This window comes from Streptomyces coeruleorubidus (assembly GCF_028885415.1).
In the GTDB taxonomy this organism is placed as follows: Bacteria; Actinomycetota; Actinomycetes; order Streptomycetales; family Streptomycetaceae; genus Streptomyces; species Streptomyces coeruleorubidus_A.
Genome location: NZ_CP118527.1, coordinates 8754313 through 8766866 on the forward strand (window position 1 = coordinate 8754313; position 12554 = coordinate 8766866).

Annotated in this window: 9 protein-coding genes; 5 read left to right on the forward strand and 4 right to left on the reverse strand. The window is 68.6% G+C overall.

Annotated elements, in window-relative coordinates:
- Positions 1-10: 10 nt before the first annotated feature.
- Positions 11-2029, reverse strand: coding sequence for a non-reducing end alpha-L-arabinofuranosidase family hydrolase (locus PV963_RS40230; protein WP_274821373.1), 2019 nt, complete (start codon positions 2027-2029; stop codon positions 11-13).
- A 71-nt stretch (positions 2030-2100) separates the two neighbouring features.
- Positions 2101-3744: a glycoside hydrolase family 43 protein gene (locus tag PV963_RS40235; RefSeq protein ID WP_274821374.1), complete on the reverse strand. Its 1644-nt coding sequence runs from the start codon at positions 3742-3744 to the stop codon at positions 2101-2103.
- A 374-nt stretch (positions 3745-4118) separates the two neighbouring features.
- Between PV963_RS40235 and PV963_RS40240 the strand changes: the two genes are divergently transcribed.
- The 3 genes from PV963_RS40240 to PV963_RS40250 all read left to right on the forward strand — a co-directional run bounded on the left by PV963_RS40240 (position 4119) and on the right by PV963_RS40250 (position 7473).
- A complete protein-coding gene (locus PV963_RS40240) occupies positions 4119-5765 on the forward strand; it encodes a glycoside hydrolase family 27 protein (protein ID WP_274821375.1) in 1647 nt (548 codons plus the stop codon).
- Positions 5766-5941: 176 nt separating this feature from the next.
- Positions 5942-6190: a hypothetical protein gene (locus PV963_RS40245; protein ID WP_274821376.1), complete on the forward strand. Its 249-nt coding sequence runs from the start codon at positions 5942-5944 to the stop codon at positions 6188-6190.
- Between the two features lie 737 nt (positions 6191-6927).
- The gene (locus PV963_RS40250) at positions 6928-7473 is read left to right on the forward strand and encodes a hypothetical protein (RefSeq protein WP_274821377.1); all 546 of its coding nucleotides are present in this window, start codon (positions 6928-6930) and stop codon (positions 7471-7473) included.
- 181 nt (positions 7474-7654) lie between these two features.
- Here the strand turns inward: PV963_RS40250 and PV963_RS40255 are convergent, their stop codons facing one another.
- A complete protein-coding gene (locus PV963_RS40255; protein ID WP_274821378.1) occupies positions 7655-8551 on the reverse strand; it encodes an aminoglycoside phosphotransferase family protein in 897 nt (298 codons plus the stop codon).
- A gap of 138 nt (positions 8552-8689) precedes the next feature.
- Here PV963_RS40255 and PV963_RS40260 point away from each other — a divergent pair, with 138 nt between their 5' ends.
- Together PV963_RS40260 and PV963_RS40265 are read left to right on the forward strand one after the other, a co-directional pair.
- The gene (locus PV963_RS40260; RefSeq protein ID WP_274821379.1) at positions 8690-9352 is read left to right on the forward strand and encodes an ArsR/SmtB family transcription factor; all 663 of its coding nucleotides are present in this window, start codon (positions 8690-8692) and stop codon (positions 9350-9352) included.
- On the forward strand, positions 9349-10695 hold the full coding sequence (locus PV963_RS40265; protein WP_274821380.1) for an MFS transporter: 1347 nt from the start codon (positions 9349-9351) through the stop codon (positions 10693-10695). The genes PV963_RS40260 and PV963_RS40265 overlap by 4 nt, the downstream gene beginning before the upstream one ends.
- Here the strand turns inward: PV963_RS40265 and PV963_RS40270 are convergent.
- The gene (locus PV963_RS40270; protein WP_274821381.1) at positions 10682-12454 is read right to left on the reverse strand and encodes a cellulase family glycosylhydrolase; all 1773 of its coding nucleotides are present in this window, start codon (positions 12452-12454) and stop codon (positions 10682-10684) included. The two genes, PV963_RS40265 and PV963_RS40270, sit on opposite strands and share 14 nt — an antisense overlap.
- Between the last annotated feature and the right edge of the window lie 100 nt (positions 12455-12554).

Genomic DNA, 12554 nt, shown 5'->3' on the forward strand with positions numbered 1-12554 from the left:
CCCACGCTGGTCAGCAGGTGGAGTTGGTCTGGGTGAGCAGGCCCAGCCGCCAGGGGAGGAGGTTGTAGTCGCCGCCCGCGCTGGGGTTCATGCCTTGGTAGAGGTACTGCAGCCGGCAGGCGGGGATGGTCAGTGTCTGGTCGTAACCGGCACGGATCATCTCACCGTGGCTGATGTCCCTGGTCCAGGCTCCCGAGGGGAATGTGACGTTGTTCGACCTGGCGAAGGGGTTGCTCTCGGATGCGGCCAGTTGCGTCCAGGAGCCGCCGAGGTTGCTCGTCGTCCAGGAGCGGAAGTAGCGCCGACCGTCCGAACCGATGGCCTCGACCAGGAGCAGGTACTGGTTGGAGCCCTGCACCTTGTACACGTTGCTCGCCTCGAACATGGCGAACTTGGAGTCCTGGGCCGCGATGACGGTGTTGCTGAAGCCGTTCGGGAACTGGCCGACGGTCGTCCGCGAGCGGTACAGGTGCCCGTTGTCGTCGGAGGAGAACAGATAGCAGTCGGCGCTGTCGCAGATCACCCACATGTCGACCCAGTGGCCGTTGCCGATGTTCTGCCTGATGATGTCGGGCATCGACGAGTAGAAGTTGCGCGGTGCGCTCCACCCGTTCGGATTGCTGATGTCGGGGTTGGTGGAGTAGGAGGCGTTGCCCGTCTGGTACACGAGGTACCACAGGCGTTGCGGCGCGTAGTAGAAGACCTGCGGCGCGGCCCGGTACCCCTTCCCGATGGCGCTGCGGTCCAGATAGTGGTGCGTGGCCGAGCCGGCCTGCGACCAGTCACTGAAGTTCAGGTACACCAGGTTGTATCCGGACGAGCTCGCGGTACTGGCGAACACGTGGTACTTGCCGTTGTACCGGACGACCGTCGGATCCTTGATCCCGGCGATGTTGTGGGTGGCGTCCGATTTCGGTGAGATCAGCGGGCCGCTGGAGCTCCAGCGGAACGACGAGGGGAGTGCGGCGGCGGAACGGGCCGAGCGGGTGTCGGCCTTCTGCGTCGCGGCCGAGCCGCCCAGCGCGGTGAGCACCGACCGGTAGGCCGGCTTCTTGTTGCCGCCCCGGTCGAACAGCAACGGGTTCTCCCCGCTGCGCCAGGAGTCGCTGTCGCGGATGCCCCACACGGTGATGCCGGTGCAGCGCGCCACGTTCATACAGGCCCGCACCGTGTTGGCGTACGCGGTCGGCGGCGCCTGCGCGATGTCGAGTTCGGTGATCTGGACGTCCACGCCGAGGGCGGCGAAGCTCGACAGCGTCGTCTGGAAGCTGGCGGGCGGGCCGCCGGTGCCGAAGTGGGCCTGGAGGCCGACGCAGTCGATGGGCACGCCGCGCGCCTTGAAGTCGCGCACCATGCGGTAGACGCCCTGGGTCTTCGCGGCGTTCCAGTCCTCGATGTTGTAGTCGTTGTAGCAGAGCTTGGCCGCCGGGTCGGCCGACCGAGCCGTGCGGAACGCCTGCTCGATGAAGCCGTTGCCCAGCACGTCCCGGAAGACCGAGCTGCGCAGCTGGCCGCTGCCGCCGTCGGCGAAGGCCTCGTTGACCACGTCCCAGGAGTGGATGCGGCCCTTGTAGCGGTTCGCCACGGTGGTGATGTGGTTGTTCATCACGCTGCGCAGCGTGTTCGCGTCCCTGATGGAGCTGACCCAGCCGGGCAGTTGGGAGTGCCACACCAGCGTGTGGCCACGCACGCGCTGGCCTCGGGCCGCCGCGCGGTTGACGATCTGGTCGGCGGCGCCGAAGGTGAACTGTCCGCGGGACCGCTCGGTCGCGTCCCACTTCATCTCGTTCTCGGGTGTGACCGAGTTGAACTCGCGGTCCAGGATGCCGGTGTACGTTCCGTCGCCGAGCCGCCCGGCGGCCACGGCGGTTCCGAAGTACCGTCCGGACTGGGCCGCTTGGGCGCCCAGCGTGTCGGCCTGGACGCCGTCGGGTGCGCCGGTCGCGGTCCCGGGCGTCATCATCGCGGCCGCGGCCAGCAGGCCTAAGACGGAGGCTCGGCGACGGCCGAGCCGTTTCAGCGGGTTCATCGTTCTCCTCGGGTTGGGGGGTTGGGGGGTTGGGGGGTTGGGGGGTTGGGTGGTGCGATCCATGCCGTCGTTCAGGGCGTGGACAGTTCGAACCGCGTGACGCGGACCGCGCCGCCGAGTGCCTGCGTGGCGTGGTTGAAGAGGGCGAATCGGTACCCCATGAAGAACCGCCAGTCGTTGCCCATGGAGAAGGCGGGCCCGAGGCGGAAGAAGTTGATGCCGTCGGTGCTGTAGGAAAAGATTCCGGGCCGGGACGCTCCGGGACGGATGTCCGCGCTCGCGCGCAGCCGGATGCGGCCGCCGGAGACCGGGGCGCTCGCGACCTCGGTGCCGGTGCCGGTGGTGTTCCAGTTGCTGTCCATGGTCAGCCCGTTGACCATCACAACCCGCGTCACGCCGCTGTCGCGTTTGACCCCGATCCAGGCCGAGGAGTCACGCAGCAGCGCGAGTCCGGCCCGGTCGCCGTCCCGCATCGCCGAGTAGTCGAGCTCGACCGTGGCCGTCGAGGTGGGACCCTGGATGCGGTGGGTGAGCGTGTTGCGGGCCCAGTACAGGTCGTTGGTGACGGTCGCGGTCCGCAGGGTCAGTCCGTTGTCGACCGACCACTTGGTGCTGTCCGGGTTGTGGTTCCACTCCCACCTCGGTTTGAGGGTCGTACCGTCGAAGGTGTCGACGCCGATCATGGGGGTGACCTGGCGGGGTGGAGTGGGCACGGCCGGGCTGGGATACGAGGTGCCCCACGCGCCGTTGACGAGCTGCACGACGGGCCAGCCGTCCGGGGTCCAGGTGATGGGTGCCAGGGCGGGCATCCGGCCGCCGGGGTACGCGTCGACGAAGGCCATGTAGTACCAGGCGCCGCTCTGCGTCTGCACCAGCCCACCCTGGTGCGGGACGCCACCGCCGGGGATCGGACCGCGCAGGTCGAGGAGCACCTGCCGCATCGTGTACGGACCGAAGGGGCCGCTCGACGACTTCAGGATGTACTGCCCGTTCGCGGGGCGGGTCAGGAAGATGTAGTACTGCCCGTTGATCTTGTAGAAGCGGGCCCCCTCCAACGTGCCGACACTCGGCGGTGTGGTGAACACCTGTTGCGTGCGGACCTGGGTGCGACCGTCGCGCGAGAGCTGGGCCACGCTGATGGTGGTGTTCCCGTAGGCCACGTACAGGGTGTCGTCGCTGTCGACGAGGAGCCCCGCGTCGTAGTACGGCGTGCTGATCGTCGTGAGCCTGCTCCATGATCCCTCGACCGTGGTGGCGGTGTAGACGTACGTCCTGGCGAAGTCGATCTGGCCGAGCCAGTAGAAGGTCCGGTTGCTCGGACGGTAGGCCAGCGTCGAGGCCCAGATGCCCCGGACGTAGCCCCGGCCACCGTTCAGGTCGTACTTGGCGCCGAAGTCGAGGGTCGGCACCGAGTGACCGGCGATCTCCCAGTTCACCAGGTCGTAGGAACGCAGGACGGGTGCGCCCGGCGAGTAGTGCATCGTCGAGGCCGAGGCGTAGTAGGTGCCGCCGACGCGGATGACGTCGATGTCCGCGAAGTCCTGCCAGATCACCGGGTTCGTGTACGCCGGGGCGGCCGCGAGAGGCGACTCCCGGACGGGAGCGGCCGCGGCGGTCCGGGAGGCTCCGGCCAGAGGCAGGAAGGCTCCGGTGACCAGGCCGGTGCCGGCGGCCAGCGCCCGGCGGCGGCTCACATATTGACGAGAGCATGACATATCCATGTGTCGCTCCCTCTGCGGATGATTGGCGCTTCGGAGGGTGGATCCCACGGGTGTTCGAGATCGCGAACGGTAATCGACTGGTGAGCATTCTGGATGGTAGGTGGTTGAGAGCTCCCGTCAATATGCCCCGCATGATTCGTTCGAGATAGCGAAATGTTTCGCTGATCCGTGTGCCCGCATGGACGGGGTCGATGGATTCTGAACGATCGACGGAGTTGACAACCCTGGGAACCTCCCTAATATCCGTGACGTCGACGATCCGAAAGTAGATCGAAATTTCCAACGTCCGTACATGTCATGTACCCGCCATGAGCTGACGGCAGTGCAGCAGTCATCCGCTGTCTTGCCCACCTCGAAAGGAGCCCACGGTGCTCAGACGATCAGGCAGACGACTGCTCCACCTCCTCGCGGCCGCCGCGCTGACGGTCACCGCGTCCGTGACGGCCTCCGCGCACTCCGCCGCCTCGGCCGCGCCCGGCAGCCCGGCGCTCACCCCACCGCTGGGATGGAACAGCTGGAACAGCTTCGGATGCGGGATCACCGAGGCCCAGGTACGCCAGGCCGCCGACGCGATGGTGTCCTCGGGCATGCGGGACGCCGGCTACCGGTACGTGGTGGTCGACGACTGCTGGTTCGACCCGCAGCGCGACGCGGCAGGCAACCTGCGCGCCAATCCGGCCAAGTTCCCCAGCGGGATGAAGGCGCTCGGGGACTACATCCACAGCAAGGGCCTGAAGTTCGGCATCTACCAGGCACCGGGCGAGCGCACCTGCGCGCAGACCGTGGGGACCTACCCGGGGTCCACGGGCAGCAAGGGGCACGAGGCCCAGGACGCCGCCACGTTCGCTTCCTGGGGCGTCGACTACCTCAAGTACGACTGGTGTTCCCCGAGCGGCACCCGTGACGAGCAGGTCGCGCGCTTCACGCTGATGCGCGACGCCCTGCGCGCCACCGGGCGGCCGATCGTCTACAGCATCAACCCCAACAGCTTCCACGCCCCCACCGGCGCCACCTACAACTGGGGCGAGGTCGCCGACCTGTGGCGGACGACCGAGGACCTGCTCGACATCTGGCAGAACGGCAACACCAACAGCTATCCGATGGGCGTCGGCAACGTCCTGGACATCACCGCGCCGCTGGCGGCGCAGGCGGGCCCCGGGCACTGGAACGACCCCGACATGCTGGTCGTCGGCCGTCCCGGCCTGTCACTGACCGAGTCCCGCTCGCACTTCGCCCTGTGGGCGCTGATGGGTGCCCCGCTCATGGCCGGCAACGACATCCGCACCATGTCCGCCGACGTGAGCGCGATCCTGCGCAACCCGCGTCTGCTGGCGGTGAACCAGGACCCGCTGGGAGCGGGCGGGCGCAGGGTGCGCGACGACGGCGGCACCGAGGTGTTCGCCAAGGCCCTGTCCGACGGCTCGGTCGCGGTGGGCCTGTTCAACCGGGGAGGCGGTACAGCGACGGTCAGCACCACGGCCGCGCAAGTCGGCCTGTCCGGCGGGGCGTTCACCCTCACGGACCTGTGGACCGGCAACGCGTCGAGCACGTCCGGACAGATCTCGGCGAGTGTCCCCGCGCACGGCGTGGCCGTGTTCCGGGTGACCGGGGGCAGCCCGCAGACCGCCACCACGTCGCGGCTGCGCGGCAACGCATCCGGCCGCTGCCTGGACGTGGACAACGCCTCCACCGCTGCCGGGGCCACGGTACTGATCTGGGACTGCCACACGGCCGCCAACCAGCTGTGGACCACGTGGGCCGGCGGCGAGATCCGCGTCTTCGGCGACAAGTGCCTGGACGCCTCCAACCAGGGCACCACCAACGGCACCCGTGTCATCACCTGGCCCTGCAACGGCCAGAACAACCAGAAGTGGACCGTCGGCGCCGACGGGTCGGTCCGCAACGTTCATGCCGGGCTGTGCCTCGACGCAGACCGGGCCGGCACCGCCAACGGAACGCCGCTGGTCCTGTGGACCTGTAACGGCCAGGCCAACCAGAAGTGGACCCGCGCGTGACACCCCGCTCCGGCCGGGCAAGGCGATGTTCCAACAGTCTGCCGAGCGTGGAGGCCAAGCCCGTGGTCGTCGTGAGTCCCGACGACCACGGGCGGGCAGCGCCTCGTGCGGCGGGCACGTAGCCGTCGGTTGCCTCCTTGTTTCGCCATAAGTTCCTTATTACCTCGCGTCATCAGGTGCAGCGCTTCGACGGCTGGCAGGACCTGCCGGACTCGGTCACCGTTGCCATGGGCACCGCCCCCGACGGCCGGCGCGTCCACGTCGTCCACAACTGGAACTGGCAGCCGGCCACCGCCCAGGCCCCGGTGGACCTGACCGATGCCCTGGAGGGCGACGTGGTCCCGGCCGGTACGTCCGTGCGGCTCGGTGCCTGGGACGTTCGTGTCCGTGCCGCTGCACCGGGAGCTGCCGCGGAGGAGCGGTGACATCCGCCACCGCGGCAGCGAATGGGGTCGATGCGGACCTCAGACGGCGAAGGCGCCGCGAGCCGCACCGCGCCACGCAGTCCGAGGCGGACGTCATACGGGAAAAGCGTGAGCACTGCCAGTACCGGACCGTCGCCCAGCGACAGTTCCACCGTGCCCTCACCAGCGGCCTCCACCGTGATCCCGGCAGCCCCTTTTCCGAAGTCACAGTCACGGAACACCAGCTCGCCCCTCCGGCCGGCCACAGGCGCGACGGAGTCACCCGACGTCTTCGCGCGGTCCACGATCTCCGTGTCGCTCTGGTCGTCGAAGTCCACCGCGTTCAGGCACGCCCTCGCCCCGGTCGATGAGGGAGAGTTCGGTGTCGGTGGCGTCGGTGCAGGGAATGCGCACGACGGCCGGCGGCATATCGACGGCGATGACGTCGCCCCTCGCGCACGCCCCGGACGAGCGGAAGAATTGCGGCAAGGGACGGCGAACTGGACGGGGGTGCCCGTGCAGTAGCCGCCCGACGAGACCTTGCCGATCAGCCCCGATTCCGCGCCCCGTACGCTCGTCCGTCAACAGGCCGACATAGACGGAGAGGACGCATGGCAACGGACAGGGACATACGCGGGCTCGCGGCAGGAGCCGACGGAGCGGCCCAGCCGGCCGAGAACGCTCCTCCTCGACGCCGTACGGGCCCGATTCACTGGTTTCTGTTCAACAGCGCATGCGTAGCGGCCTCGGTGGCCCTGATGTGGTTCGCGCCGGTGGTGCCCCTTCCGGCCTTCCTGCGCGGCCCGGCCTTCGTCACCTCCGCGCTGGCGATACCCCTGGCGCTCGTCCTGGTGCCGGCCTTCTTGCTCCGCCGCGTCACTCACAAGAAGCCGCCGAAACTGGCCGCCGGGGCGCTCACCGTTGCCGTCATCGCCGCAGTCGTGTTGGCGATCATCACCCGAGAGGCCGGCGAGGAGCGGGGGCTGGAGAAGCGGGGCCGGTGGACCGAGGCCGTCGTGGTCGACGTCGACAACGGCAAGACCGACGAGTGTACGCTCCGCACCCGCGACGGCCGGGAGATCTCACCTCAGATGACGGACGGCTGCGACCCGGAAAGGGTTGAGCCAGGCGACAAACTGCGCGTGCTGTACGACCCCCAGGGCGCAGCTGGTCCGTTGGAGGACGAGGACACGGAAGTGGACCTGGACCCCGGCGCGCACAAAGGGACAATCGGCGGCCTGGCAGCGCTGATCGTCGTGACAGGCACGTGGGGCTGTGTACGGGTGACTCGGGGGGAAAGGTAGACGGGGGCACCCCCTGGACACGGCGGTGGGCGGCAAGGCGGATCGTGCGCGGCTGCATCCACGGGCAGCACACGGCCGTGGACCTTGGCATCCCTGCAACGCGTGGTGATCGATGACCCGCAAAGGTGGACTGCGGCACGGCCCTCAACCAAGATCGAGAACATGTTCAAAGAAGCGCGCGTCAAACGCCCTTCAGAACACGATCAAGTGCCGCCCGGCCTACAGGGCCCCAGTGCGGCTTGCCCCCGGGAAGACCCCGCTCTCCGTTCTGCCCCATGAGCATCAGGAAGAGGCTCTTCATCGCGGCCAGCCCGCAGGCACGCCGGATCGCCGCCCCGTCTGCAAGGGCGTACATGTCGAAGAACCGTGAGGTCGTGCCCGCGGGTAGCAGCACCCATGCGGCGGCGAGGTCCCACGCCGGATCGCCGGCGCACATGGCACCGAAATCGATCACGCCCGAGAGCGTCCCGTCCGAGACGACGACGTTCGCGGGATGAAGGTCACCGTGCACCCAAACCGGCGGACCCTCCCACTCGGGCGCCGCAACGGCATCATCCCAGACGGCCCGAACATCGTCGGCAATGCCGTCGGGGACTACGGCTTGAAAGAAGTGGTCGAAGCCGTCCATGCACTTCTTGGGGTGAACGCCGAAGTCCGAACTGGTCGGCGCCTCAGCGGGCGCCTCCACGTGGAGCGCCCGGAGGAAGCCCGCCAGCGTGTCGGCCGCGTGGTCGCCGCGGCTGATCGAGCCGTGGTCCAGCGGCTCGCCGGGAACCCATGTCATCACGGTCCAGTGCTTGGGGAAGCGCTCGGACGGTTCGCCGAACCGCACCGGAGTCGGCACCGGGAGCGGCAGGCGCGGAGCCAGCACGGGTAGCCACCGCCGCTCCTTGAGCTGGAGTTCCGGGGTGGGGTCCATGCGCTGCATGCGCACGGCCAACTCGTCCCCGAGACGCCACATTTGGTTTCCCCAGCCGCCCGCCACCTCGCGAATGGCCAGCCCTGCAAGGTCTGGATGTTGCTCCTGCAGCAGGTCGCGAACCAGGTCTGCGGTGATCTCGATCTCGGTGTCGGTCATGCGAAGTCACAGTACTGAGGCGGCAGGCGGAGCGGCTCTCGCTCTCCGGAAGCACGGGCACTAGAGCGAGCTGGACCACAAAGAGTTCTTCGCGAAGGTCTCTTTGCGAAGAACTCTTTGCGGACTACTGTGCGTCGCATGGCTGATGCAGTGGAGAGGCCGGAGGGCCCGGACGTTGAAGACTCGGTTGTCCTGGATGCCAAGGGGCTGCGTGCCCTGGCGCACCCGGTGCGCGTGCAGTTGGTCGGGCTGCTGCGAAAGTACGGCCCGTCGACGGCGACCCGCCTCGCGGAGCGGCTGGGTGTGAATTCCGGTACGGCCAGCTACCACCTCCGGCAGCTCGGCGCGGCCGGTTTCGTCGAGGAGGACACCGAACGCGGCAACGCGCGAGAGCGCTGGTGGCGTTCGGTGCACCGGACGACCTGGTTCAACGATCCGGAGCTGGCCGAGCGGGAGCCGGTAGCCGCACTGGCCTACCAGCAGTCCGTCGCCGCCGTTTACACCCTGCGCACGCAGCAGACCCTGAACGGGCTTCAGACGATGCCCCACGCATGGCGGAACGCCTTCGACATGAGCGACTGGGCCTTGCGGCTCACGCCCGAGGAAGCCGCCGCCCTGTACCGGGAGTTGACGGAAGTCATCACGCGCTACCGGCGAGACGCACCGGAGACGGCGGCAAGTGCCCCCGAGGGAGCCGAACGGGTCGCCTTGATCACGCAGATCCTGCCCGAACTGGATGCGCCTGCCGCGTCGTCGCTCCCTCCCGGTCCTCAGGAAGAGGAAGGAAGCCCGACGTCATGACCGACGACGCCTCGGAGGCCGGCGGCATACCCGACAAGAGGTCCTTACGGCCGCTGGGCGGGGTGCTGGCGGCCATGGCCGTGTCGCTGACCGGCACTCGGATCTCCGTGGTGGCGCTGCCCTGGTTCGTCCTCGTCACAACCGGCAGTGCCACCCAGACCGGACTGGTCGCCTTTTGCGAGATGACTCCCTACGTGGTGGTCAAGGCGTTCACCGGACCGCTGGTGGACCGGATCGGCCCGCGGGCCGTTTCCTGGACCACCGATCTGGCCAGCGCGACCGCCGCCGCCGCGGTTCCCCTGCTCCACACCCTGGACCTACTGTCCTTTCCGCTCCTGCTGGTTCTGGTCGCGCTGATCGGCGCGGCCCGGGGACCCGGCGACCTGGCCAAGGAGGTGATGGTCCCGGAGGCGGCCGACCGCGGCCGGGTGCCGCTGGAGCGGGCCACCGGTCTGTCCGGCGCGATCGAGCGGCTCGCCTCCACCGTTGGCCTGACGGCCGGCGGATCCCTGGTGGCGCTGCTCGGTCCCCTGACAGGGCTCGCCGTCAACGCGGGCTGCTTCGCCCTTGGATCGTTGATCATCAAACTCGCGCTGCCTCGCGGCATGGGGGAGACCCGCGAGGAAGCCCCCTCACAGGCCGGGGAGACAGGACCGGGTTACTGGCGGCGGTTCGGCGAGGGCTTCACCTTCCTGCGCGGCGAGCCGTTGCTGCTCACCGTCATCGTCATGGTCGGCATCACCAACCTGCTGGACGCGGCGTTCAACTCGGTGCTCGTACCCGTCTGGGCCAGGGAGTCCGGCAACGGTCCGACCGCGATCGGCCTGATGGGCGGCGTGATGGGGGCTGCGGCGGTCGGCGGGAGCCTGATCGCCGCGGTGGTCGCGCACCGGCTGCCGCGGCGGATGGTGGTTCTCACTGGGTTCCTTCTGGCCGGGGCACCGAGGTTCCTGATCCTCGCCTTCGATGCCCCGTTGGGGGTGGTACTGGCCGTCTTCGCGGTCGGTGGGTTCGGTGTCGGCTTCGTCAACCCAGTACTGGGGGCCGTGCTCGTCGAGCGGGTGCCGCGCCGGATGCTGGGCCGGGTCAACGCGCTCGTTGACTCGCTGGCCTGGGCCGGTATCCCTCTCGGCGGGCTGATCGCCGGTGCAGCGGTGACCGCTGCCGGACTCGCGCCGGTGCTGCTCGCCGGCGGCGCCGCATACTTCCTCACCACGAACCTGGCTGGACTGCGGCCGGAATGGCGGCAGCCGCCACCCAGCCGGCGCGCTGAGACCCCGGTGCCCTGGTTGCCCGGGGAGGCGGGCAACCAGGGCGAGGGCCGGTCGGTCAGGATTCCTTGACGGCCGTACCGGTGACTGAGTCTCCGGACTTGGTGACCTTGTACTTCACTTTGGCGCCGCTGTGGAAGTGGAAGGTCAGCGACGCCGGTTCGCCGTCGCGCAGCGCTTTCAGGAACTCGGGGGTCAGGATGATGGTGTCGTTCGGGTAGTCCGGCGAGAAGGCCTTGTTGAACTCCTGGTACGGAGTCCAGCCGGTCTGGCCGGCGTTGCTGCCGTCGCCGTACCTGGCCTCCATGGTGGCCAGCACGTCACCCCGGTACTGGGTGGGGATGGTGAACGCGTCGGTCTTGCCCGTTGCGCTCGACAGCACTGGGGTGTCGTAGGTGACCACCTCGATCTGCCAGGGCAGCCCGCGGGAGAACCGGGCCTGGAGCGTGGCGTTCACCCCGTACTCGCGATCGCCCGTCAGCCGGGTCAGTGCGCCGGGTGTGAGGACGAGCCGCGTCTTGTCGAAGAGGGTGTAGTCCCGTCCCTCGACGAGCTGGGTCTTGCCGTGCCACAGGCCCCGGAACTTGGTCCCGTTCAGATTCAGGGTGAGTCCCTTGGCCGTGATCGGTTCCGACTTCGGCACGAAGACCTTGTCGAAGGAGGCCGTTGCCGAACGGGTGGTCCAGCTGGACTTGATCCAGGCGATCAGGGCGGGGTCCGTCCACTGCAGGGTCTCCCGGTTCAGGTAGGCCCAAGTTCCGGGGTCCCACAGCGCGGTGGTGACTCCGGCGAGGCGTGCCGCATGTGCGAGGTGCTCGTAGTACTTCAGCGCCTCGCCCCGCTCGACACGGGACGGATGGTTGTGGTCGGGCCAGCCGAGCAGGCCGTACTCACCGAGGTAGACGGGAATGTTCTTGGCGACAAATGTGTCGCGCATGCGGGCGAAGGCGTCGTTGAGGTCGTTCTGGGCGGCCTCCTCGTAGCGGGTGCCGCCCGCGATGTTCACGCTGAACGGGTACCAGCTGTAGTAGTGCATGGTGGCGACCAGGTTGCTGTCGCGCAGCGCCTTGATCGTGGTGTACAGGTCGTCCATGAGGCCCTGGGAGGGGGTGCCGCCCTGTGTGGTCAGGACGAGCAGGCGGTCCTTGTTCCCGCCCCCCGAAGCGCGGACGATCTTGTGGAACGAGGTGTTCAGCTCGTTCATGAGCTGGGTCTTCTGCGCGGCCGTGGCGTCGCCGAAGCCCGGTTCGTTGACGCTCTCGAAGAGCAGGGTGCGCGGCTCGTTCCGGAACGTCGCGGAGATCTGGGTCCACAGGGCGTTGTAGCGGGCGAGCACGTTGTCGTGGTCCGTCGAGATCTTCTCGATCCACTGCCATGAGTCGTGGTGGACGTTGAGCACGACGTAGAGGTTCTCCGCGAGCGCCCAGTCGACCACCTGCTTGACGCGGCTCATGTACGCGTCGTCGACGGTGTAGGGCGCGGTGGTGGACTGGTGTGCGCTCCAGGTCACCGGGATGCGGACGCTGCGGAAGCCCTGCGCCCGGATGGTCTTGAACAGTTCCCTGGTGGCCTTGGGGTTGCCCCAGGACGTCTCGTCCGGAATCGCGTCCAGGGTGTTGCCCAGGTTCCAGCTGGGCTGCATCGCCGCCACGGCGTCCATGGCGCGGTCCGGAACTCTGACCGCGGGGCCCGCCTGCTGTGCCGTGCCGCCGGGCGTGGCGAGCGCGGTGCTGCCGGACAGTCCCAGGACGACGAGCAGCGCCATCAGCAGGCTGGCCAGGCGTCCGGGGCCGCGGCCGCGGTGGTGCGCGGGTTGCCGTATGTCCTTCATGTGCCATGCCTTTCGGTCGGTCGTACGGGTGATCCGATCCGTGGTCGGGCGGCGACCAGGCGACACCGTTCGGCCGCGCCTGCCGCTGCGGGTGGGGCCT